Genomic DNA, 24,781 nt, shown 5'->3' on the forward strand with positions numbered 1-24,781 from the left:
TGAATGGTGGGTGTAAAAAACTCTGAAAATAAAGTAAATAATAACTTGACGTTGTAGTTGCTTTCAGTTAAAATAACCACCTCGTCAATGGAGAGGTTACCCAAGCGGTCAACGGGTCCGGACTGTAAATCCGGCGGCAATGCCTTCGCAGGTTCGAATCCTGCCCCCTCCACCACCGACAACTAAGTGCGAAAAATATCAAAAAATTCTTGCAAAAAAATAAACTATATATTAGAATCATGCCAGAATAAAATTTGAGGTTCGTGCGGGAGTAGCATAGTGGTAATGCAGAAGCCTTCCAAGCTTATGATGAGGGTTCGATTCCCTTCTCCCGCTCCAGTTTCCCAATTAAGTAAAAAATATAAAGCCCAGGTGGCTCAGGGGTAGAGCACTCCCTTGGTAAGGGAGAGGTCGCCAGTTCAAATCTGGTCCTGGGCACCATAAGGTTTAGTTTAAAAATCATATTTCTATTTCAATTTTATTTGGAGTTAATAAATGGCTAAAGAAAAATTTGAACGTACGAAACCGCATGTAAACGTAGGAACGATTGGTCACGTGGATCATGGAAAAACTACATTGACAGCAGCGATTACGACAATTCTGTCAAAAAAATTCGGTGGTGAAGCTAAAGGTTACGATCAAATCGATAGCACTCCAGAAGAAAAAGCACGTGGTATTACGATTAATACAGCACACGTAGAATATGAAACAGAAGGTCGTCATTACGCACACGTTGATTGTCCAGGACATGCTGATTACATCAAAAACATGATTACAGGTGCAGCACAGATGGATGGAGCTATTCTTGTAGTAGCAGCATCAGATGGTCCTATGCCACAAACACGTGAGCATATCCTTCTTGCGCGTCAAGTTGGTGTACCATACATCGTTGTATTCTTGAATAAATGCGATATGGTTGATGATGAAGAACTTCTTGAACTAGTAGAAATGGAAGTTCGTGAGTTGTTAAGCCAGTATGAGTTCCCTGGTGATGATACACCAGTAATTCGTGGTTCAGCTTTGAAAGCCCTTGAAGGTGATCAAGGTCAATACGGTGAGCCTGCAATTTATAAACTAGCAGAAGCTTTAGATGCTTACATTCCACAACCAGAGCGTGCAGTAGATGGTGCATTCTTGATGCCTGTTGAAGATGTGTTCTCAATTTCAGGTCGTGGTACAGTTGTAACTGGTCGTGTAGAGCGTGGTATTATCAAAGTAGGTGAAGAGATTGAGATCGTAGGTATCCGTGATCTTCAAAAAACAACAGTAACTGGTGTTGAGATGTTCCGTAAATTATTGGATCAAGGTCAAGCTGGTGACAACGTTGGTTTACTACTTCGTGGTACAAAACGTGAAGACGTTGAGCGTGGTCAAGTATTAGCTAAGCCAGGTTCAATCAAGCCACATACAAAATTTGAAGCTGAAGTATATGTACTAAGCAAAGAAGAGGGTGGACGTCATACACCATTCTTCAGTAACTACCGTCCACAGTTCTACTTCCGTACAACGGATGTAACAGGAGCAGTAGCATTACCAGAAGGTACAGAAATGGTTATGCCTGGTGATAACATTCGTATAACTGTAGAATTGATTGCACCGATTGCGATGGAAGACGGTTTACGTTTTGCGATTCGTGAAGGTGGTCGTACAGTAGGTGCTGGTGTTGTTTCTAAAATTATTGCTTAATAGTTAGAAAAATATAGGTCAATAGCTCAATTGGTAGAGTATCGGTCTCCAAAACCGAGGGTTGGGGGTTCGAAGCCCTCTTGACCTGCCAAATAAAACAAGCCGGGACTATAACTTCCCGGCTTGTTTGTTATCTGATTTCAGATGACATATTATGTATCAAATACAAAAGTAATTAGAATTGTTATAATGGCCGAATTAGTATATAATTCCTGCCTATTGATTTTTATAAGAACGGTATTTACAATATGAATTCACCGGTAAAAACAGAAGAAATTAAACAGCCGAGTGTGGTATTTAATTATATATCCCTGATATTATTGCTTCTAGGCTTAGGTTTATTTTATGGTTTAGAGTTAAATGTTTGGTTGCGTTGGGGGATATTTGTAGTATCTATTCTAGCAGCTGCTGGTACATTTTTCTTCCTTGCTCCGATGGGTATTAATTTACATGGCTATATTCGTGATTCATGGCGCGAGCTACAAAAAGTTGTATGGCCAGCAAGAAAAGAAACCATGCAATTTACGTGGATTGTGTTTCTGTTTGTTCTAATCTTAAGTCTATTCTTATGGGCTGTAGATAGTGGCTTGGCATGGCTTCTGTATGGAGTAATCTTAGGAAAGGGCAGCTAATGAGTCTCGCATGGTATGTAGTACAAGTTGCTACCAATATGGAAGATAAGGTGCAGGGTTCACTGACACTTAATATTATCAAAAAAATTAATGATTACGAATATGCTGGGCAAAAAGATAAAGCTAATCAAGTTCGCGAATCATTTGGGATCACAGCAGAACTAGCTAGCGATGCTGAGATTGATGATTTTCTCAAGAAAAATATTATTCTAGTACCAAAAGAAAAGATTGAAGAAGTACGGAATGGTAAAAAGCGTGAAAATGATCGTAAGATCTTTCCTGGCTATGTTTTAGTTAAGATGGATTATAGTGACGAGATGGGGCTTTTAATCCGTAAAACGCCAAAAGTATCAAGTTTTATTGGGGTTGCCAAAGACTCTCGTCCAGTACCTATTTCACAAAAAGAAGTGGATAGTATTCTACAACAAGTTAATGACTCTAAAGAAAAAGCCAAACACAAGGTTGAATTTGAAGTTGGTGAGAAAATCCGAATTGTTGATGGTCCGTTTGTTGATTTTAATGCAATCATTGAAGATGTTATTTATGATAAATTCAAGTTGCGTGTAAATGTACAGATTTTTGGACGGGAAACTTCGGTTGATTTGGAGTTTGGGCAGGTTGAAAAGCTTGGATAATATAAAAATAGGCATCATTTAATGATGCCTATTTTTATGACTTAAACGTTTTCATCGCTAGCTGCAAATCAGCCCATGCGTCCTTTTTTGCTTCCGGCGTACGTAGTAAATATGATGGATGATAAGTTGCGATTACAGGGGTATCTTGGTAGTAATTAACTTTATTTCTAAGTTTACCAACCGCGAGAGTAGTTTTTAATAGAGTCTGGATGGCAAAGCGCCCAAGAGTTATTATAATATCTGGTTTTACCATAGCAATCTGGCTAAGAAGGTAATTGCTACAGGCTGCGATTTCTTCTTCATTTGGATTTCTATTATTTGGCGGACGGCATTTGACCACATTGGCAATATAAACATCATTTTCTGGTGATAATTGCATGGCGGTTATCATTTTATCGAGTAATTGCCCAGATGCTCCAACAAATGGTTTTCCTTGAATATCCTCCTGCTCCCCCGGACCTTCACCAATAAACATCCAGCGTGCATTCCGCTTACCACGATCGATAACAACATTTTTGCGTCCATAGCAAAGTTTACATTTTTGGCAGTTAATGATCTGATGCTCAAGCTCTTGCCAATTATCAATTAATATCATTTTTTCTGGAGTGAGTTGAGTCGCCTGCGGGCTACTTTCATTGACTACTGGAGTGTCTTTCCTGACGATGTTTTTCTTTGATTCGCTCTCTTCTTCTAATACTGGTTTAATTAGCGGCTTCTCTTCTTCGATAATTGCTACTGGATTAATTTCCCTCATTTCAGCATCAGGTTTTATTTTCTCTTTATTACTAATCGATCTTAGCTCAGCTTCTGGAAGTTGATTTTTTGTCCGTAGATCAGCAATTACATCAGCTTTGGGAACCCATAAATTACCAATTAATAGGGATAAAGAGTTTTGTTCAGATTTTTTCATATGCTTTTTGCCATTACCAGCGCATCAAAAAGTTTGCCATTTATTCTGTAGTAGTTTTTTCGTTCTGCTATGATATTAAATCCCAGCTTATGATAAAGGTTTATTGCTGGGATATTATTAGAGCGGACTTCAAGGAAAATCTGCGTTACTCCTGAGTTTATTAGCGTATCGAATAAATGATTAAATAATTGTGATGCATAACCATTACCTTGCTCTTTAGAGGCAATACAAACTTGTAGAATCTCTGCTTCTTCAAGAACGCTACTATAGGTTATACCACCGATTAAAATATCCAACTCATCAAAAATACCCAATATATACTGGTTTTCATTATTTATCGCATCTAGGTAGTTTTCGATTGACCATGCACTTGGATTGACCGATATATCAATTTCAGCTAGTAGCCCAACTTCTTCTGCTCCAAGTTCGCGAATTATCATTATTGGGCTTTGCTCTTTTTTTGCTCGTCAAGATTCAAGGCTACTTTATCGCGGATATACATCAAATCAGCATTTTTACAATCAAAGCGTTGATAGCGTCCATGATTACATAGTTCCAGCATTCTTGAAGCATCCGGATATTCCTGATGCAGATATGCAAATTTATTGCTTAAAGTAGTGGTCTTATCAAGATAGGCTGGGATACCATTACCCGTAATCCAGCAATTATCAGAGTTTAGTACAGTATCGCTTTCCAAAATTTGAATAATTTCTTCTGGTGGTATCAGGCACGGATTAATTCGGTAACTAAAATCCTCTTGATTGATTACGGCAAAATATACTTGATTTAGACGTGCATCTAAAGCTACCGCAAGAAAACGATATTTCTGACTTTCCGGACAAGTATAAAGCAAAAAAGATGGAATTGCTGCCAGAGGGGTATTATTGCTATAAGCAAGCCCCAATGCACAGCCTAAACCAATTCTAAGCCCGGTAAAAGCTCCTGGTCCATAGTTATAGGCAATCATATCCAGCTCTGAGACTGAATCTAATTGGACTTTTTTTAAAATATTATCAATTTCTGGTAAGATAAATTCAGAATGGCGATTACCTGCTTTAATCATGGATTTTTCAGTATTTGTAGCTGATTGTGCCCCTAATACCAGAAACTCGTTAGAGCTGTCTATTGTTAGAATATTCATTACATTCGATCTAATAATTGATACAGCATGCCATCAAGTGGTGAAGCCTGAATTGCATAGACTTCAACTTTGCTACTTTTTTTACTGATTTTAAATTTATTTTCTGCATTGTTTTTATTACCCAATTCGACACCAAGCCATTCCAGTTGCTCACATATACTACCTCGGATTTGTGGATCCAAGGCAGCAATTTTACCAGTAAATACAATGCCATGAAGACCTTTCATTATTGCTGCTAATTTACCGATTGTAGCAATTAGCTGGTTAAAATAATAATTACCCAAGATTTTTATCGCTGGCTCATCAGATTTTATGATTTCTAAGATTGATTTATTTGGAATATCTAGCTGAGATAAATTTAACTTTGCAAATAAATTAGATATTTGCGTAGGCTTTGCCTCAATTATTAGCGCAAGTTGTGGATCGATAAGTCCACATGACTTAAAGTTAAGTAATTCATCATGGATGAAGCTTGCGGTAGAATAAACACTTTTATTATTTTTAACCGCACAAATAATTGTTTCTGTGGCGTCTATATCAATGAATAACCATTTGCCTTTTGCTATTTTCTTTTCGGTAATGTCATTAAGGCGCTGATTTATTGCTGCAAATAATAAGCCATTTTTACCATAATTTCTGGCAAATTCCCTAGTATATTCAAGGCTTGGTAGTAGCATTTTATGCGTATTGGAGATGGTAGCGTGAAATGCTGTTTCAAATGAAGCGTAGTGTTTTGCTTTGGGAAACATGTTTAATAATGTTTTGGTTAATTCAAGGTCAGCTTCTTGATCTCCGGGTGCGAGAATTGAGTATTCAGCTAGCTTTTCAATTGCCTGTTCGCTTAATAATGTGATTTCATTAAAAGTATCTCCCCCATGGCTTATTTTATTGACAATTATGGAGTGCTCTTTATTAATGAGTGGAGAATTAGCAACTAGTAATTGAAAATCTATATGACTCTTTAGTAGGTCATTCTCTAAGTCATTACGTATTTCATCATGGTTTTTTTTATTTTGTGAGTTAATTTCCGTAAAATTAACTGCAGCAAAATTGCTAAAATCGATTTTGCCATTTAGTTGCAGACTATATTTTTTTTGGAAAAATTTATAAATCTGATAATTAATAATCCTGCCATTACGGTGGATAAGCAATATCAGCATTTTATTCTCCGGTATGTTTTTGTGGTGTGTATATTATAAATCATTTTGACTATCAGTAAATTATTTGCTGGAATTAATTTTTATTATCCGCTAAAAACATTACCAGTAGATCATTGAGGAAATTCTGCCCAAGCTTGGTTGGGCGGATTTTATCTGGCAAAATTTCAATTAGTTGCTTCTCTTGAGCTTTTAATAGTGGGGGAAGAGCGTTATTTAATGGTAACCCCGTATGTTCATTAAATAAAGTGGTATTAAACCCCTCAATGAGCCTTAATGTATTCATCATAAATTCAAATGGTAAATCTTCACTATTAACCATTAGATCTTCAAGAATATGCTTGCCTAATGTAACTTTTTCTTGGTATTGTGTGGGATGTTTATCGCGCATCTGGCGAATTATTTTATCATGGAAACTTAGTTTGGAATGTGCCCCTGCACCAATTCCCAGATAGTCACCAAATTGCCAATAGTTTAGATTGTGTTGGCATTGGTAACCTTCTTTGGCAAAAGCTGAAGTTTCATAGTGTTTATAGCCATGCTCAGATAAAATAGAGGTAAGGTTATCCTGCATTAGATAGCAGGTATCATTATCTGGTAATCCCACTGGAGTATATTTTGCAAATTCAGTATTTGGCTCAATTGTCAGGTTATATGCTGAAATATGCGTTGGATTAAAGCTGATTGCTTGACGAATATCATTTTCTGCATCCGGGATAGTTTGCTTAGGTAGCGCATAGATTATATCTAGGTTGAAATTATCAAAGGTAGTTGCAACTATTTCGATAGCTGATTTAGCTTCATCTGCATCATGGATACGTCCCAGCGCTTTTAATTGATTGTTATTAAATGATTGAATCCCAAGCGAGATACGATTTACCCCAGCTTGTTTATATTCATTAATGTATTGTCTTTCAACAGTTCCTGGGTTTACTTCCATCGTAATTTCTGCATATGGAGAAAGTCGGATGCGCGTTCTAATCTGACTTAAAAGATTATCGATGGCTTTGCCACTAAAAAGGCTTGGCGTTCCACCGCCAATGAATATACTTTGGAATGAGCGCCCCCAGATTAAGGGAAGCGCCTGATCCAAATCAGCTAATAATGCATTTATGTATTGTTCTTCTGGTAAATCACCTTTTAAATTATGTGAATTGAAGTCACAATACGGGCATTTCTTTACACACCACGGCATATGGATATATAATGATAATGGTGGTAGCTGTTTTAATGTTAGTGAATTAGTTGAAATTTTATTTATCCTTGATTATCACATGTGGAGATTGATTACCTATTAGTAGCACTTGTTCTACAATACCCATTTTGTTGCGAGCGGCAAATTCATCCCAAGTTATCTGTTGTGTTCCCTGTTTGCCAACCAGTACAACTTCATCACCAAGTTTAACCGGATTTTGCTGATTTTCATCGGTAATATCAATTACCAACATATTCATTGAGGTTTTGCCAATTACCGGGAATTTCTGCCCACGAATTAATACTACCGCACTTTCCTGAAAAGCGTATTGTGGGAAGCCATTATAATAACCGATTCTAAGCGTTGCTGTAGTAGAAGGTTTATCGCTTCGAGTGTACTGCATGGCATCATAATTAATTGGTGAATGCGGTGGAACATTCCGTTCGATAATGGCGACGGTGCTTTTGAAAGAAGGCATTACGGGTTGTAATACATGATGTGGATCTTGCCTATCATCCAAATCTTCACCATAAGTTAGTGAGCCCACTCGAACCATATCCTTGCGTGCCCATGGAAATTTAGCTGCAGCACCAGAGTTTGCCACATGTTGAATAACACTTTTATCTAGATTAAGTTCTTTAACAACCGATTCAAAAGTATCTAATTGTGCTCTAGTTGCGGTATAGTCAATTGGGGGGTCTTCATAATCTTTGGCAAAATGGGTCATTATTCCAACTAGCTTGAGGTTAGGTAGGGTAATCGCTTGTTTTATCTCATTAACATCTCTGAATCCCATTCGTCCCATGCCTGTTTCTACATTGACATGGATAGCTATTATGACTTTTCTACCCAGTTTTTTCGATAATTCAACGGCAGTATCAGATAGCATTTTGGCTTCTTCAAGCGAACCTGCGATTTCTTCTACGTTCCAGTTTCCTCTTTGGGCTTCGATTAATTCGGCTTTCGTCACCGGTGCAATTCGTAGTAAATGTGTTTTTTTATGTGCGGCTTTGATTCGGTTGGAGAGTAAGCGGAATTCATTATTATCGACAGCTGCGATATAGTCAACATTGGCTTTTAATGCTTCGGCGATCAGATTATCTATGCCATGTCCGTATGCATTTGACTTCATTACTGCGCAAATTTTTACATTCGGTCCAACCATTTTGCGGATTTCTTGTAGATTATGATAATATGCAGCTGGACTTATTTCAACAAAATTCGTTGCAGGTGTCGTTTTTTGGTTAATTGTTATGTTTCCACGAGGATCTGCGTTAGCTACAGAATCAAGTGCAAAAGAATTTAATGAACTTAATGTAACAGCTCCAAGTATTGTCAGTAAACGAAGTTTATGCATAGTCTCTTCCCTCTTAAGTATGCAGTATTAATTTTGATCTTCATTTTATCATATCCGCGAATATGGGCTAAATGTGCTTTTATTTGACAGAATTAACAATTAAAACCTAAAATAATGTAATAAAACAAACTTTGGAGTTGCTATGTTATTAGATGAATTAACCGCACTAAAAGAAAAAGCCGAGATAGCGGTAAATCTTTTAAAAAAAATGGCGCATAAAGATCGGCTTCTGATTTTATGCCATCTTGTGGGTGGTGAATTAAGTGCTGGAGAGCTTTCACGACTCTCGCTCCTTAGTCAATCAGCATTTTCACAGCATCTAGCAATTTTACGCAATGATAATCTGGTGAAAACACGTAAAGTATCGCAAACAATTTATTATTCCTTAGCCGATGATAATGTGATCAAAGTACTTGAAGTATTAAAGCAGCTTTATTGCTAGCCTCTTTTTTAAGTTTATAACTATGTCTAAAATTATTTTTTGTGTTCTGGCTCTGTTTTCTGCTTCCGTGTATGCGGATATATCAACCGATTGTAAGGCTGATGCCAATGGTGTTATTCATTGTAATGCACTTGAAAGTGGTAATAATGTAATGGGGCTGTCCTGTACGCCCAAAGGTGATGGCAAGACAAGCTGTAGTGGTAATTATGTTGAAAATGGGCAACATAATCTGAATATGGACTGCAAATCAGATGCCAAAGGAGGTACTAATTGTAGTGGTAAATCCTCCGATGGAACTACATTTGCGATGAATTGTGCTACTTCTACTGACCATAAATTAAAGTGTAGCATTGGCGATAGTCTTGGTGAAAAAGTAACCATGAATTGTAGCTTGGGGGCAAATGGTGTACCTATTTGTACTGGGCTTGATAATAAAGGTACTAATTATGATATTAGCTGTAGCGGACCCAATGCCAAATCAACAAATTGTCTGATTAAGTAGTTCAAAATGAGAAGACTAATATTATCTTGCCTGCTATTTAGTATTAATTATTCTTATGCAGTAGAAATTAAAGATCTTGGCTATGAAGTAAAAAATTCTAGTAATCAGTTTGGTAGTGTGATGATTAAACATTCTGATAACGATGGTGATAGTCTACTTCTGAATAAGCAAAAGATTAATCTAGGTAAGGAGGGTAATTCATTTACCCTAAATATGTTATCGCTGATAAATTACCCTAAAGCCTCAGTCTATATAATTCTTGGTGGTAGTGGTGGTACAATGGATATGGATAGTAATATTGCGTGTAAATTCCTAACAATAACTGGTAAAAATGCGTATCAGGTAAGTGCGTTAACCTACTGTCCGGGAAATTATAAAGATGCGGTCCAAATCAAGAATAATCTGATCATCGTAAAATATTCAAATATTGCACCGTATGCAGAAAGTACTGATATTGGTAGCCTTAGCTATGATTATACTAAAAACAAAGTTGAAATTATCACTCATCTAAAACGTGACTCATACTATAAAAAGAAGTTTGCTAGTTATACGCCAGTACAAATCTATCAAGAAGCGGCAGCTGATGGCAATATCGATAAGGACACCGGGCTAATTGCAAGCTGTCATATCTGTGGTATGTATGGTTATAAATACTGCTTTAAATTTAAAGCATTAGCTAATCCACCACATGATAAATACTATACTATACTTCAGAAATCCTGTAATTAGAGTTGTGATATTAATCCATTCTAATAATTTTCACATTAGAGATCTGTTATAATTTCGATTCTTGGGCAAACTTTATTCTATAGTCTTCAGGATATGCAATTATGGCAAATTTCAGTCATGAACCATTTTTAAATGAATACATAACTAATAATTTCATTCAATTACTTGATCTTCCTATGTACTCATGCTTATATGATCAAAGTTTTAAACTTGTGATTTGTACCAATCAGTCGGCAAAATCATTGGGATACGAGTTTTGGGAAAACGCTGTTGGCATCAGTTATGAAGATGATAGCTGCCATGTGCTTGCCAGAGCAATTTTTGGTTCAAGTTATAGTGATGAACATAAAGACTCTATCAATAAATATGCTGCAATGATACTTGATTTCCAGAAAGATGTATTTTTGAATAAACGGGCAATAAGCTTCTTCGATTTATTACCGTACAATAACCAGTTTAATAGTTACCTTGTCACATATGTTCCAATTGTCAATAAAGCTGGTGAGGTGGTTGCAATTCAGAGTCACGCGATTGAGTCCAAGTTTTTTGGTTTCCAGGAGCACTTTTATACTCTCTATGATAGCGGAGATACCAAGAATAATTTTCCGGACAAAATAGAACTGACTAGACGGGAAGAGGAGGTTATGTTTTTACTAGCCAATGGTTTAAATCAGGAGCAAATAGCGCAAACCTTACAAACTAGCCGAAGTACTATCGCCACAATTATCGCTACCAAACTATGTGTGAAATTTAATATTCCAGGCTCTAATACTGGTTATCTAACCAAGCTTGCAATGGAACGTGGTTATTTTCAATACATTCCATCGTCCTTGTTTAAACCATTTGTCGTGCCAATGATTAAGGGTTAGCCATAATTATTGATTATTGTTTTCATCACTTTTTTAGCTAAGGGAGTAGATATTTTATCTACTCCCTTAGTATTTCTACGAATTAGGTCTTGCCATTAAATTCAATTTTATCGTCACAAACTGTTTATTTTCAATGTGCTAAGTGTCTTATCTAGGTCTGCGCCTAGTGCTTAAATCCAGACTGTTAGACATTTTTGTCTATAGTTATCTTTCTGATTAAAGAATAAAATGATGACATGAGATAGATAAAGTAATCAACTTCTAAAAAGGTCTGAAAAATGAAAACAACTAAATTAAAACAATTAGTATGTGTATTAACCAGTAGCTTAATTTTAGTAGCATGTAATAACAATGTTGGTGGTACAGCTAATACAAATGCAGCAACAGTAAAATCAACGGCATCACAAGCTAATACCCAACGAGCAGTAATAAAAGTAGCTCCAGAAGCATCAGATGCTCCAACTAACTATATTAGTAAAACAATTGTTGATTCTTTTGCTGGTAATTTCTTTGCTTTTCCGGGTAATTTTGGATTTAATCTACTATCCGGCTGGTTAGGCGGTCTTATTTTTCAAGATGATAGCCAGCAGCAAATATTAGATGGTTTAAAAGATATTCAGGATAAATTAGCAGAAATGGATAAAAAGCTGGATAAATCACTTAATCTAGAAAATGATATCCTAAATTTGGTAAAAAATTTCTACAATGCCCAGATGAAAGCAAATTTTGAAGAAGTATTAAAAGAACCAGATGCGACTGCGCGGGAAGTGCAAGAGCAATATCATCTATATACTCAGCAAAATATTTTTGGCAATAGTTCTTCAAGTATTAGTGCTAAGGATCTGGATGCTCTATTTGATTATGCAGCCAGCCAAAAAGCCAGAAAAGATGATGTTGAAGAGGTAATTGGTAAAAATAACTCAAGCATTTTGTTTTCACGGTTTAAAGCAAAATATATCAATACCAACAGCGGTGGCGCTTCTTTCTTTAATTTATTAAAAAGCCGGAAAGAAATGTATGTTGAAGCATTATTTAGCGGAGTTCCTGAAAATAACTTTATGGCTAAGATAGATTATTATAATCAGCAGAATATGCATTATCAGAGCGAATTATCTGGTGCATATCAGAAACTTTATAATATACAGCTAGCTCAGCTGGCATATATGTACGCGCTTGGAATCAATGTTGATCTAAATTCATTGCCACAACTTGATTCAAAATGGCACGGTAAAGAAGGATTTAAAGAAGCTGTTAAACTGCTAAACCAATACTATAATGGTGAATATGTACAACTGGGTGAAAATCTGAAGGCAGGATTTGCCCCAATTAGTAATCAGGATCTATATACGAGGGTTAATAATTTGTTTGCTACAGAACTACTTGATAATAATACATTTAATAGCAATAAACCAGCTGTAGGTCAATGTGCAATTAGTGAGATGGTATTTGACAGGCTTGATAATGAACATGGCATTTTGCGTTTAGGTGCTAAATGTATGATTGCACAGAATTCTAACAAAACAGCTAAATTCAGCAACGTACACCAGGATATATTATATAAATACGCAGGCACAAAAATTATGGGAACTACCTATGATCACTTACGTTTTGATACTAACTATCCTAAAATGTTGGTATATACTAATCGTGGGGCATATAGCTTTAATTCTGATGATTTGAGTGTTTTTAGTGCTAAAAATCAGATTTCAACTGCATGGAACTGGCACGATGTAAATAATGTAAATATCATGGCTGACTCGCTAGTGAGTGATAAGTTACACAACATTGACAGATTTTATTGGGCTGCTGCCAACGTAGCATTGGGTGAAGATGTTAGTGTCTATCCTGAACGCTATCTGGATAACCGAGATAAAATCAGTGGTAATGACAGACAAATTTTGCCATGGAAAGATTATGGACTGGATAAAAACGGTTACGGGGTGACAATGAACTTCCCTGGTAGTAAAGAAACGCTATATAATCAAGATATTCCACAAAGTTGGTATGCTCAATGGCATTTGATTTCTTATAATGGAAAACAGGCCTTATTAAAAATCGAATTTATCAACTCTAACTCTTCTGCACAATGGATTGGGATTGGTTGTCTTAATACGGATAATGATCAAAGCTGTCATCGTGAAAATAAAAATACTTTAGTCTGGGATGACGGTACCAAATTGACTCTACAAAATGATAAATTCTTTGATTTCGATGATAACCAAATTGAGTATCGCTATAATAATTCTCCTAGCGAGTGGAGAATTAGCGGTACTTCAAATGAAAACTATGAAGTATTACCTAAAAAAGACTAACATTTCAAAGAAAGTTCGATGAATACCCCCAATTGATTAAGTAGTTGGGGTATTTTATTAGACAAAACTGTCGATTGTTTTGCCCCAAGTTTTATCGGATAATCTTATCTATAAAATACTTTAATAAACTGTTAATCAATAAGGAACAAAAATGAGAAGAATTATTGCGGCTTCATTTATTTTATTTCATATTACTGCCTTTGCTGGTCGTGGGGCAACATTGGTAATTGATAATGCTACTAAAGAATATCTTACCGTAAAATCAGTTAGTTCAAGCTGTGTTATCGGTCAAGAACAAATAAACACCACCATTGGATCAGTTAATGTTGCAAACATTTATCTTGAAGCTTCAAATGATATATTAAAAGGCTGCTCATATAGCACCTCAAAAGGAGAAGTTGAACTATATAGCGCGAAAGGCGATTTTATTGCCCGCACCTCTTATAGTATTTCTAATACTGGGACTAACGCGTGGGTAAGCTCTCAAGGGGCTAATTTTGTAACTAATTCTTATGCACACAATACATATGATCGTGGATCAGATAAAGATTTAATTGTAATTAATGTTACCCCTGCGGATAAAAATATACAGGAATATGCAAACTGGATGGGGAATATGAAAGATCAATTACAAAATAAGTCATTATCAACACTAGTATTACCAGGAACACATGACTCTTTAACTAATGATTTATCAACCAGTCTATGTGAAGCGGATCCTGATTCGGCGTGGTATAAGAAATTCGGAATGGGATTTGCTAAAGCTCAGTATCTGGATATGTCACAACAGTTAAATCGGGGAATTCGCTATTTTGATATTCGTTTATGTCATCAGAATGGTAAAAACTATATTTCTCATACACTATTAAGCAAAAAGAGCTTTGAAGCTTCATTAATGCAACTAGATTCATTTTTAAATGAGCACCCAAAGGAAATGGTTATTCTTGATTTACAGCATATCTATGGTTATGACAAAAATAGCCTGTCCACACTTCTGGATTTTATTCAGGTAAAATTTGATGGCAGAATTATCAGCTATGATAAATTTAATCCTAGTAGTAAGTTAGCAGATATTTGGAATAGCAACTTTGGTTCAAATTTAATTGTTATTCTGCCTGATACTGAGCTGGCACAAGAGATCATTAAAAATCCAAAATATTCATTTGCGTGGCCACGTAATACGATTAATTCTCCATGGCCAAATACTACAAATACTGGAGAATTAATTAATAAAAATAGTCAATATCTTGAAAATCGCAGTTTCGATAGTTTCTTTGTCAATCAATTGCAATTAACTCCAGATGGTGATTTCATCACAAAAAACCTGAGCTATAGTCTAGAGAGAATGGCTTATGAAAGCCTAGATAAAGTTTATCAATGGCAATGGAATAACTTACAAAGCGGAAAATTAAATATTCTGATGCGTGACTGGAGCGATGGTTATGATGGCACTATTTTGGCAATAGAAGCTAACAAGGTCAATAGAGAACTCTGAATTATTAAGTCTTTATGGCAAGGCATAATAAGGCAAGGAGCTAGTCAGGAAAGATGTATACGAAAGGAGTAGATAATTTATCTACTCCTTTCGTATACATCTTTGGGTTAAACTATACTATTAAGTTTGTTTGCATTATAAAATATAATTATATTACAGTATAATACATTACAAAAATGCTAATTATAAAATCTACCTATAGCGGCTATTAGACATTTTTGTCTATAGTTATATTTTTTGCCAAAGAATAAAATGATGTCATCGAATAGATAAACCAATTAACTATTAATAAAAAGGGAAATTTCAATGAAACCAAATAAATTAAAACAACTATCATGTGTTCTTGTAAGTAGTCTGATGCTGGCAGGAAGCATAACCCTTACTGGTTGCATTAATAATAGTGGTGATGATGGCGATAATAGTCGGGCAGGAAATAATAGCTATTATGTTAAACCGATTAAGCTAAGCGTAGTTAATACCGAGCAAACTACATTTACCAAAATAATTATTACAGATAAACAAAATAAGGAAATTCTAAATCAGAGTTTTAGTTGCGCTCCAGGTGCGACTTGCCCTCTTGATTTTAATGAGCGTTTACAAGCTCCTATCACGCTTAAATTTTATAATCAGAATAAACTAATCACGGCTTATACCATAGTTGATGTCGCGGGTAATTTCGGTAAAATAGAAACCAGTGATGTGATGTTGGGAACATATGTTTATAGACAGCTTAAAGCCAAAGATAAGCTACTTGCTGCAAATCTAAGTAGTCGCTTGGATACATTTTTTGATTGCTATTGTAGCCCAGACAAACGCCCGGATAATTTTGAAGAATTAGGGCTTTATTATAAAGCAATGGTGGTACAAGGGAAACAAACCGATGATCAATTTTATACCAAGCTGCTTGCTGATTTAAATGCAGGTAAAAGACTTCCGGGTGGTCCTTTCTCAAAAAGAAAAAAACAACAGGCAGAGCTAAAGTCATTAGCGCTAAATCGCGCCCAAGTCCAGCTTAAATCGGCAAATGGCTCAACCTGTAGCCAATATACCTCTGGTATTTTAACTGCGTTTTCAGCCCTTAAATTATTCCCAATCCCAGGCTTTAACGGTCCATTTGATTTTGCTGATCGGGTGGTAAAAGGAGCCTGTGATAGTTTTCAGGGCGATGTACTTAATGGTTTAGATGAAATCAAAAATAAACTTAACGAAATGGATGCCAAGTTGGATGCCATCGGCTATCAGATTCAGGAACTGGCAGATAAAATGGATCATCAAAATTTAAGCAGAAATATTTCTGAAATTAATAACAAGATAGAAGAATGGTCAGCATTACGTGATTCTTATTATCAGATCTTAAATGGTGGTCATTATAAAAACTTTAGTGAGTTTTTACAAAAAAATGGTAATGTGGCGGGTGTTATGCAAAAAGACGGATCAGCAAAAATATTTCTTACTTCCCAATTGAAGAGTTTTAATAGTTTCTATAATCAAATCAACGAGTCTAATCGACTGGACTCAATTCGACAATCATTAGTGTCTCTTTGTGGTACCGCAGAAAACATTCACGAAGAGGTATTGAGTCGTAGATTCCAATGTAATCTAATAGCTTCGGATTTGATTGCTAAATTAACCAGTACCGCACAGGAAGAGAAGATTATTTTGAATGATATTTCCAGTGCGATTATGAAAGATCCAGGGTATCAGGATATTCTTAAAGATAGCTCAATTCTACCGCCAGTTGGTACATCATGGGAAAAGGTTGATGCTACTGTATCACAGCAACAGATTGATAAACTTAAAGTTGCGCAATCAACTTTTGCTAGTAATGGCATTCCATTTATTCCTTATCAGGGCTTATCTGAAGAGCTACAAAAAAATATTGCTACAATTGGTTGTAATTATAAAGATACGGATATTCCAAATATTACCTACTGGAAGGCTGCGGTAGAGCCATCTAAACCTTGGAATACATATATTTCAGTTATTTGCAAAAATAAAAACGGTCAGAATGAGGAAAAAGAGGTTTATTCTAATTATAACTATTTGCAGGAAAATGACGATAGTGTAAAGAATGTGCTTGGTGTAGTTGCTTCCAATAAGAGTATTATTAATGCCAAAAATGAATGGGTTCATCATCTTGGAGTGAAAAATAATGGAACTGATAAGAGAAACTTTAGCATAGGAATAGAATTGTCTGTACCCGATGGAAAACTTCTATCTTTTAATTCTGATACAGATCATAATTTTGATGATCAAATTATTAATTCAAGTATATATAATAATCCGCTAAGATGGCTGGATGACAAAGGTATGTTATTTACGGAAGGGGTTATTCCTAATGGTGGTAACCTTAACTATACAGTTCCGATGTCTTACATTTATAATGGCTCTACTTATATATTTATGCTAAAAATTCAAGGTGAATATTATGATCAACGATACTATAGGGTGCGCCTAGGTGTAGTTTGTACTACCTCTGACTGTCAGCAAATTGACCCTGTTTCAGGTGGGACAATGATTGATCATTCGCAAATAAAATTTAACTCTGGTTTAAATGTTCGGATTGATGGTGGTGGTAAGGATGTAACTGGTCAACGGTATCTACACATCTGGTAATCTTATTATTAAGTACCTAAACAAATAGGGCAGTACCTACTGCCCTTTATCTTAGCTATAGGAAGTTCTATTATGAATAAAAAAGTGATTACTATCTTATTGGCATGTGTCGGTATAGCACACGCCTACAATTTTGATGGAACATATACTGGCAATGGAAAAAATATTGAAACAATTAAAATTAACAAGGGCAAAATTAGTATTGTCAGTAAATGCTCTTCAGGTAAATGTAAATGGGAAGGCGCTGCTGTCAAATCATTAAGGATTAATAATGGGAATACGTTGGTATTTGAGTTAGCTCCACTTAGCAATGATGGAGTTATTTTTTATCCTACTTTAGTGCTAACACCAACACACGATTCGCAGTCGCTCCAAGCAGTAACGATTACTTATAGAAGCTATAGCAAGGACGCGCTAGCTGAAAGTGATGACCCGGGATATGGTTCATATTCTGAAATTCTGATTAGAAAATAAATTAATCACTTCTTGAGTCATTCGGCGAACAGGGTAGTATTTACTACCCTGTTTCTTTTTAAGATTCCCTAAATTTGTAGTTGTTTACCTACAATTGTTGGTAAAAATCTATTAGTAACTATAAAACCTTTGAAATATTTCTGCTTTTTTGCCAATTATTTGACAGTGCTGAAGTTTTCGTGATAAAGTGTAGCATTGTGGGGTAATGTGTCTATTTGTGGGGTAAATTTAATGCTCGGTGGGGTAACTCATCTTAATCTTGATCCGAAAAATCGGCTGGCTATACCAGCTAAATATCGCGATATCCTCCAGAGTCTTTCTGGCGGCAAGATAGTTATTACTCTTGAGTCGGCGCAATGCCTCTTAATCTATCCTGAAAACGAATGGGGTGTTGTGCGTGATAAAGTGCAGAATTTACCAAATTCGCTGCATCCATTAGTGAAAAGTTATCAGCGCCTAGTCCTTGGTTACGCTGAGAATCTTGAAATTGACAAGTCGGGACGGGTTCTCCTTCCTGCTATATTGAAGCAGATGGCAAAGTTAGATAAGGAAATAGTATTGGTTGGGATGGGCAATAAATTTGAGCTTTGGGATAAAAATAGCTGGCATCAGGAAACAGAAAAAGCATTGCAGTCTTCAGCAGAAGATTTGGCGCAGCTACTTAACGGGTTTAATTTGTAGTAGGTTATGCATTATTCAGTCTTGCTTCAAGAGTCGGTTGAGTTATTAAATATTAAGTCTGATGGCATTTATATAGACGGCACTTTTGGACGTGGTGGCCATAGCCGAGCAGTTCTTGATAAGTTAGGCGTAAATGGTCGGTTGATTGCATTTGACAAAGATCCGGAAGCAATCACACATGCAAGGCAGAATTTTTTTGATAGTCGGTTTAAAATTATTCATGCTAGCTTTGCAAGTATTAGAAAGCAGTTATTTGATCTGGGAATAAACCAAGTTGACGGAGTCTTGCTTGATTTAGGGGTTTCTTCACCACAATTAGATAATGCAGAGCGAGGATTTAGCTTTCGCCATGATGCTCCGCTCGATATGCGGATGGATAATAGTAAAGGAATCACGGCGGCAGAATGGTTATTGATCGCTAGTGAAGAAGAAATGGTGGATGTTTTCTGGCGTTATGGTGAAGAGCGTTTTTCACGAAGAGTTGCTAAAGCAATTTTGCGTGAGCGTGAAGTCAGGTCATTGGCAACTACACATCAATTGACAAAGTTGATTGAAGCACAGATTCCATACCGTGAGCGAGGGAAAAATCCGGCAACCAGAGTATTTCAGGCAATACGAATTCATATAAATAACGAACTAGGTGATCTGGAACAAATACTTTCAGATGTTCCGCAGATGTTAACTTTGAATGGACGATTTGTAGTTATCAGCTTTCACTCTTTAGAAGATCGTTTAGTTAAAATTGCATTTAACGAGCGTGCCTCAGCTGATAAATTGCCAAAATGGGCAATGGTAACTGGTGCAGAAGCAGAGTTTGAGGTAATAGCCAAAAAGGTTCGCGCTTCTATGGTTGAAGTTGATGAAAATAGTCGGAGTAGAAGTGCCGTATTACGTTGTCTTGAACGACTAAAAGTTACACAAAAATAAGAAATTATTATGGATAATGTACTTAAATTATTTAATCTTCTATTGGTGGCAATACTGATTGGCAGTGCTTTTAAACTGATAAATCAGCGTTTTCAGGCAAGAAGTTATTATATGCAGTTATCTCAATTGCAAAATAAAATGGATGGGATAAACAAGGAGTACACCCGTTTAGAGATTGAAGAAGGTACTTACTCTTCCGGTTTGGCAGTTCAGGATTATGCTTTGCATAACTTGGGGCTGGTAGAGGCAGATAAACAACATATTTTGGAATTAAAATAAAATGATAGCAAATGACGATATCCAAAAGCTGTACTGGCGAATAAAAAATGGTGATGCAGCAGAAATAAAGCCGGAGTCATCCAACGCTTCATTGACAAAAGGTAGAGATCGCGCTAGTATCATAAACTATATTGCATTAGGGTTAACTTGTGCCGTTTTATTGCGTCTTGCATATATTAACACGGTTAGTAGTAAATTCCTATCTGATCAGCTAAATACTCGAGTTTTGCGAACAGTGAAATTAACTGCAATGCGTGGAACTATTACTGATCGAAATAATCGTCCATTAGCAGTTAGTACCCCAGTTGATTCCATCTGGGCTGATCCATCTGAAATGGAGAACCTGAGTGAGGCTCAGGTAACCCAGCTTGCCAAAGCAATGAATATTTCAGTTGCTGAATTAAATACTAAATTGAATGATAAAAATAAGACCTTTGTTTATTTGAAACGGGCGATGTCGCCACAGCAGGCAAGAGATGTTTTAAATTTGAATATCGACGGTATTTATAGTTTGCAAGAGTTTAAGCGATATTATCCAAGTGGTGAGGTAACTGCTCACGTGGTCGGTTTTAATAATATTGATGATAAAGGTGCTGAGGGCATTGAGTATGCTGATGACAAACTTTTGCAGGGAGAAGCTGGGTCTAAACAGATTATCCGAGATTTGCGTGGTCATGTAGTAGAAAATGTGGGAGTTATGCAACCAGCCAAAAATGGACAGCAGATTGCACTTTCAATTGATAATCGGATACAATATATTGCATATACTGCATTAAAAGCACAGGTTGAAAAATCTGCTGCTAAGGGTGGTTCGGCTGTAGTTCTTGATGCGCGTACTGGAGAGGTTCTGGCAATGATTAATATGCCAACTTATAATCCAAATAATCGAGGTGGTATTGATCCTGACATGCTAAAAAATCGTGCCGCAGTTAATGTTTATGATCCGGGTTCTATCATGAAACCATTGGTAATAGCAAAAGCTTTGGATGATAAAATTGTTACGCCTCAAACCGTCTTTGATACTCATCCATATGTGGTTGGACCAAAATTAATCAAAGATGATCATGCCTATCCACGTATGACTGTTGCAGAAATTATTCAGCATTCAAGTGATATCGGTACATCAAAAATTGCCATGAAATATAAGCCGCAGCCTTTATGGGAATACTATCGTAAAATAGGTTTTGGTCAAAAACTTGGAACTGGATTTCCTGGGGAAACCAAAGGTATTTTAAATGACTGGCGTAAATGGTATCCTGTAGATCAGGCATTAATGTCATATGGTTATGGTATTTCGGTAAGTTTGTTTCAGATGGCTCATGCTTATACTATCTTTACCAATAATGGCTGTTTGCTTCCGGTTAACTTTAATAAACTACAGTCAGGACATACTCCAACTTGTGAGCAGGTTATTTCACCGGGTACGGCAGCAACCATGCGTTCAATTCTAGCTGCAACTACTGAGGAAGGAACTGGGAAGAATGCTCGGGTTGCGGATTATACAGTTGCGGGTAAAACAGGTACTGCACAGATTCTTGAACATGGGCGTTATACTGACAAAAAACATATTGGTTCATTTGTTGGGTTTGCACCAGCGCTTAATCCTAGAATAATTGTTGCTGTAATGATAGATCAGCCTACCAAAGGACTTTATTATGGTGCACAGACAGCTGCGCCTGTATTTGCCGCAATTACCGAGCCAACGCTAAAAGTGCTTGGGGTTCAGCCGGATAAATAGGAGTAGCTGTGTTTAGTTTAAAAAATAATCTGCTTTCAGATGAGATAATTGCCCAGCACGTTAATGTGCTGGGCATATTGCTTGCCAATCAGGCTAACTTAGTCATTGATAGTCGTAAGATTAATCTTGGCGATGTCTTTTGTGCATATAGGGGTACGGCAAATGATGGTCGAGAATACATTAATTCTGCGATTGAGAAAGGTGCTGCTGCAATTTTGTATCAACCACCTTATTCTGGTGTTCCGATAAAATTAGAAAACCATCCAGTTGAGAATTTAATGCAACTAGTTGGTATATTTGCTGCACATAAATATGGTTATCCTTCTAAATCCATAAAGAATTTTGCTGTTACTGGAACCAATGGTAAAACCTCAATTACTCACTGGCTAAATCAGGCTTATGCTTTCCTTGGCTATAAAACCGGAATTATAGGCACTACCGGAGCAGGAGTATATCCTAACTTGAACGATTATGCCTCAACTACACCCGATCCAGTTACCTTACAACAACTATTATTAAAGTTTAAAAATGCAGCTATAGATGTTTTGGCGATGGAGGTGTCATCTCATGCGCTTCATCAAGGGCGGGTTAATGGGGTTAATTTTGATACTGCTATTTTTACCAATCTAACTCAGGATCATCTTGACTACCATCAGACGATGGATAATTATTTTGCGGCAAAAGAAGAGCTTTTTTATTGGAGTGGCTTAAAGAATGCTGTAATTAATAGTGATGATCCATATGGTCAGAAAATAATTGCAAATTTGGTAACCTCTCAAAGCACAGTTAATATAATAAGCTATGGTATTAATAGCGGGGACGTTCGTGCTCAAGATATAAACTTATCAAATCGTGGTTGTGAGTTTGTATTAACTTACGCTAAAGAGGAAGTGCGAATTTATGCACCAATAATAGGCTTATTTAATATCTATAATCTTTTAGCGGTAATTGCTTCATTATTGGCGAATAATATTAATTTCTCACAAATAAAGGACTTAATTGCTCAATTGAAACCTGTTACCGGACGAATGGATGCCAAGATAATTGATGGTAAGCCATTAGTTGTAGTAGATTACGCGCATACTCCAGATGCTCTTGAGAAAGCCTTATCCACATTAAAAGAAATAAAAGGCACAGGTCGGTTAATTTGTGTTTTTGGCTGTGGTGGTAATCGGGATCGTAGTAAGCGACCATTAATGGGAGAAGCTGCTGCAAAATATGCCGATAAGATAATTCTAACTACTGATAATCCAAGATTTGAAGAGCCTGAAGCAATAATAGCTGATATTTTACCAGCAATGGCAAATAATAAGCACTATTTGGTTGAAGTCAAGCGTGAGGAGGCTATACATAAGGCAATTAATATGGCTTTGGCAGATGATGTTGTCCTTATTGCAGGTAAGGGGCATGAACCATATCAGGAAGTAAAAGGTACGAAGTATCCATTTAGTGATCTTGAAATTGTACAACAAATGCTAGCAAATCGGGCTTTTAAAGATTGATCGGTACTTAATCTACCCAAATAATAATGCGGAAAAAAATAATAATCGATAAATTTTGCAGCAGGAGTGATTAGTGCTTAGGGGTTATTTAAAAATATAATATAAAACTACCATAATCAGGGGAAGATTAAAAATCATGCTAAAAATTAGCGCAAAAGAAATTGCACAGATGGCAGAAGGGGAACTGTCAAAGAGTTTTGATTGTGATGCTATTATAAAACAAGTTTTTATTGATAGCAGGCAAGTTAAAGAGAATAGTCTTTTTGTGGCAATTCGTGGTGATACCAATGATGGACATAGTTACGTCAGTCAGGTGGTGGCAAAATCTGGTAATTTTGCAATTGTTAATGCTGATTTCCCTTTGGAATTGCCAAATCTGATTCGGGTTCGTGATACTACTCTTGCCCTTGGTAAGCTTGCTGCTAATTATCGGAAGAAGTTTACAATACCTATTGCTGCCATTACCGGTAGTAATGGTAAGACCACAGTTAAAGAAATGGTTAAAAGTATTTGTGATCGTGAATTTGGTAAGGAACAGGTCCTGGCGACAAGTGGTAATTTGAATAATCACCTTGGGTTACCTTTGACTATACTTGGGCTTAAGCAAAGTCATAAAGTAGCAATTTTTGAAATGGGTATGAATCATAGTGGTGAGCTGGATTATTTAAGTAAAATTGGGCATCCAACAGTTGCTATCATAAATAATGTAATGTTTGCGCATGCCGGACACTTTGGTTGTATTGAAGATATTGCTCGGGCTAAAGGCGAAATTTATCATGGACTTAATGATGGCGGTGTTGCCTGTGTTGATATTTCCAGTGAATATACAAAACTTTGGTTAGACAATGATATAAAAAAATGTAAAACATTTGTTTATGGTAAAGAAGAGACCGATTGTTATCTAAAGTTAATAGAAGATGGAGTTGGTTATTATGTTACACCACTTGGTGAGATGGAAGTAAAGCTTAGGGTTTTGGGGCAACATAATTATTACAATGCATTAACTGCAATTGCCTTAGCAGTAAATCTCGGGTGTTCGTTAAAATCAATTAAAAGTGGGCTTGAAAGCTATTCTGGTTATAAGGGTAGGCTGGAATTAAAAAATGCATTTAATGGCGCATTGATTATAGATGATACCTATAATGCAAATCCAGATTCGGTAAAAGCAGCCCTGAATGCAATTCAAGGTTTGCCCCGCCCATACTGGTTTATTTTTGCTGATTTAAAAGAGCTTGGGATACATGAGTTTGAATTTCACCAAGAAATTGGTGAATATGCTGCCGCCGCCAATGTTGATATGTTCCTAACCGTAGGTGATCTGGCAGCTCACGCGGCAAAATTTTTTAGTCGGGATAAAATCCATTTTGCCACTAATCAGGATATAGTAAAATACTGCCTGACTAATCTGCCAAAAAATGCAACGTTGCTGATCAAAGGTTCAAATTCAATGCATTTGGGAGAAGTAGCAGAAGAACTCAGTTTAGGTAGAAAAATATTGTAAA

Annotated in this window: 23 protein-coding genes and 4 tRNA genes; 21 read left to right on the plus strand and 6 right to left on the minus strand. The window is 36.4% G+C overall.

The annotated features are described in order from the left end of the window. Positions 1 to 89 precede the first annotated feature (89 nt). From CUN60_RS02005 to nusG, 7 genes are all read left to right on the plus strand, one after another. Positions 90 to 175, plus strand: a tRNA-Tyr gene (locus CUN60_RS02005). A 90-nt stretch (positions 176 to 265) separates the two neighbouring features. Further along, positions 266 to 339 (plus strand) — tRNA-Gly (locus CUN60_RS02010). Between the two features lie 27 nt (positions 340 to 366). Next, positions 367 to 441 (plus strand) — tRNA-Thr (locus CUN60_RS02015). Between the two features lie 54 nt (positions 442 to 495). Then, positions 496 to 1,686: an elongation factor Tu gene (gene tuf / locus CUN60_RS02020; RefSeq protein WP_102950428.1), complete on the plus strand. Its 1,191-nt coding sequence runs from the start codon at positions 496 to 498 to the stop codon at positions 1,684 to 1,686. Between the two features lie 15 nt (positions 1,687 to 1,701). Then, positions 1,702 to 1,777: transfer RNA gene (locus CUN60_RS02025), tRNA-Trp, on the plus strand. 157 nt (positions 1,778 to 1,934) lie between these two features. Continuing rightward, positions 1,935 to 2,318, plus strand: a complete 384-nt coding sequence (gene secE, locus CUN60_RS02030) for a preprotein translocase subunit SecE (protein ID WP_102950429.1) — start codon at positions 1,935 to 1,937, stop codon at positions 2,316 to 2,318. Further along, a complete protein-coding gene (nusG, locus tag CUN60_RS02035) occupies positions 2,318 to 2,953 on the plus strand; it encodes a transcription termination/antitermination protein NusG (protein WP_158649253.1) in 636 nt (211 codons plus the stop codon). The genes secE and nusG overlap by 1 nt, the downstream gene beginning before the upstream one ends. 34 nt (positions 2,954 to 2,987) lie before the next feature. Here the strand turns inward: nusG and CUN60_RS02040 are convergent, their stop codons facing one another. From CUN60_RS02040 to alr, 6 genes are all read right to left on the minus strand, one after another. Continuing rightward, a complete protein-coding gene (locus tag CUN60_RS02040; protein ID WP_102950431.1) occupies positions 2,988 to 3,863 on the minus strand; it encodes a uracil-DNA glycosylase in 876 nt (291 codons plus the stop codon). Next, positions 3,860 to 4,303, minus strand: a complete 444-nt coding sequence (gene rimI / locus CUN60_RS02045; RefSeq protein WP_102950432.1) for a ribosomal protein S18-alanine N-acetyltransferase — start codon at positions 4,301 to 4,303, stop codon at positions 3,860 to 3,862. The genes CUN60_RS02040 and rimI overlap by 4 nt, the downstream gene beginning before the upstream one ends. Beyond that, positions 4,303 to 5,004, minus strand: coding sequence for a tRNA (adenosine(37)-N6)-threonylcarbamoyltransferase complex dimerization subunit type 1 TsaB (gene tsaB / locus CUN60_RS02050; RefSeq protein WP_102950433.1), 702 nt, complete (start codon positions 5,002 to 5,004; stop codon positions 4,303 to 4,305). The genes rimI and tsaB overlap by 1 nt, the downstream gene beginning before the upstream one ends. After that, positions 5,004 to 6,164: an acetate/propionate family kinase gene (locus tag CUN60_RS02055; protein ID WP_102950434.1), complete on the minus strand. Its 1,161-nt coding sequence runs from the start codon at positions 6,162 to 6,164 to the stop codon at positions 5,004 to 5,006. Before CUN60_RS02055 ends, tsaB begins: the two co-directional genes overlap by 1 nt. A gap of 73 nt (positions 6,165 to 6,237) precedes the next feature. Continuing rightward, complete coding sequence (gene hemW, locus CUN60_RS02060) at positions 6,238 to 7,422, minus strand: radical SAM family heme chaperone HemW (protein WP_102950435.1); 1,185 nt, start codon at positions 7,420 to 7,422, stop codon at positions 6,238 to 6,240. Beyond that, complete coding sequence (gene alr / locus CUN60_RS02065) at positions 7,415 to 8,713, minus strand: alanine racemase (RefSeq protein ID WP_102950436.1); 1,299 nt, start codon at positions 8,711 to 8,713, stop codon at positions 7,415 to 7,417. The genes hemW and alr overlap by 8 nt, the downstream gene beginning before the upstream one ends. 142 nt (positions 8,714 to 8,855) lie before the next feature. Between alr and CUN60_RS02070 the strand changes: the two genes are divergently transcribed. From CUN60_RS02070 to CUN60_RS02135, 14 genes are all read left to right on the plus strand, one after another. Beyond that, the gene (locus CUN60_RS02070; protein WP_102950437.1) at positions 8,856 to 9,155 is read left to right on the plus strand and encodes an ArsR/SmtB family transcription factor; all 300 of its coding nucleotides are present in this window, start codon (positions 8,856 to 8,858) and stop codon (positions 9,153 to 9,155) included. 22 nt (positions 9,156 to 9,177) lie between these two features. Then, a complete protein-coding gene (locus CUN60_RS02075; protein WP_102950438.1) occupies positions 9,178 to 9,657 on the plus strand; it encodes a hypothetical protein in 480 nt (159 codons plus the stop codon). Between the two features lie 6 nt (positions 9,658 to 9,663). Beyond that, positions 9,664 to 10,386, plus strand: coding sequence for a hypothetical protein (locus CUN60_RS02080; protein ID WP_102950439.1), 723 nt, complete (start codon positions 9,664 to 9,666; stop codon positions 10,384 to 10,386). A 101-nt stretch (positions 10,387 to 10,487) separates the two neighbouring features. Next, positions 10,488 to 11,255, plus strand: coding sequence for a helix-turn-helix transcriptional regulator (locus CUN60_RS02085; protein WP_102950440.1), 768 nt, complete (start codon positions 10,488 to 10,490; stop codon positions 11,253 to 11,255). 278 nt (positions 11,256 to 11,533) lie between these two features. Continuing rightward, a complete protein-coding gene (locus tag CUN60_RS02090; RefSeq protein WP_102950441.1) occupies positions 11,534 to 13,567 on the plus strand; it encodes a hypothetical protein in 2,034 nt (677 codons plus the stop codon). A gap of 151 nt (positions 13,568 to 13,718) precedes the next feature. Beyond that, a complete protein-coding gene (locus CUN60_RS02095; RefSeq protein WP_102950442.1) occupies positions 13,719 to 15,062 on the plus strand; it encodes a PI-PLC domain-containing protein in 1,344 nt (447 codons plus the stop codon). 306 nt (positions 15,063 to 15,368) lie between these two features. Then, entirely contained in the window at positions 15,369 to 17,678 is a 2,310-nt protein-coding gene (locus CUN60_RS02100; RefSeq protein WP_102950443.1) for a hypothetical protein, read from the plus strand. Between the two features lie 72 nt (positions 17,679 to 17,750). Beyond that, positions 17,751 to 18,152: a hypothetical protein gene (locus CUN60_RS02105; RefSeq protein ID WP_102950444.1), complete on the plus strand. Its 402-nt coding sequence runs from the start codon at positions 17,751 to 17,753 to the stop codon at positions 18,150 to 18,152. A 195-nt stretch (positions 18,153 to 18,347) separates the two neighbouring features. Next, the gene (gene mraZ, locus CUN60_RS02110) at positions 18,348 to 18,833 is read left to right on the plus strand and encodes a division/cell wall cluster transcriptional repressor MraZ (RefSeq protein ID WP_222593286.1); all 486 of its coding nucleotides are present in this window, start codon (positions 18,348 to 18,350) and stop codon (positions 18,831 to 18,833) included. A 6-nt stretch (positions 18,834 to 18,839) separates the two neighbouring features. Beyond that, entirely contained in the window at positions 18,840 to 19,760 is a 921-nt protein-coding gene (rsmH, locus tag CUN60_RS02115; protein WP_102950446.1) for a 16S rRNA (cytosine(1402)-N(4))-methyltransferase RsmH, read from the plus strand. 9 nt (positions 19,761 to 19,769) lie between these two features. Then, positions 19,770 to 20,039, plus strand: a complete 270-nt coding sequence (gene ftsL / locus CUN60_RS02120) for a cell division protein FtsL (RefSeq protein WP_102950447.1) — start codon at positions 19,770 to 19,772, stop codon at positions 20,037 to 20,039. Position 20,040: 1 nt separating this feature from the next. After that, a complete protein-coding gene (locus CUN60_RS02125) occupies positions 20,041 to 21,777 on the plus strand; it encodes a peptidoglycan D,D-transpeptidase FtsI family protein (RefSeq protein ID WP_102950448.1) in 1,737 nt (578 codons plus the stop codon). 8 nt (positions 21,778 to 21,785) lie between these two features. Continuing rightward, positions 21,786 to 23,279: a UDP-N-acetylmuramoyl-L-alanyl-D-glutamate--2,6-diaminopimelate ligase gene (locus CUN60_RS02130; protein WP_245866364.1), complete on the plus strand. Its 1,494-nt coding sequence runs from the start codon at positions 21,786 to 21,788 to the stop codon at positions 23,277 to 23,279. A 136-nt stretch (positions 23,280 to 23,415) separates the two neighbouring features. Then, positions 23,416 to 24,780, plus strand: coding sequence for a UDP-N-acetylmuramoyl-tripeptide--D-alanyl-D-alanine ligase (locus CUN60_RS02135; RefSeq protein ID WP_102950449.1), 1,365 nt, complete (start codon positions 23,416 to 23,418; stop codon positions 24,778 to 24,780). Position 24,781: the final 1 nt, after the last annotated feature.

This window comes from Aquella oligotrophica, from assembly GCF_002892535.1.
Taxonomy (GTDB): domain Bacteria; phylum Pseudomonadota; class Gammaproteobacteria; order Burkholderiales; family UBA11063; genus Aquella; species Aquella oligotrophica.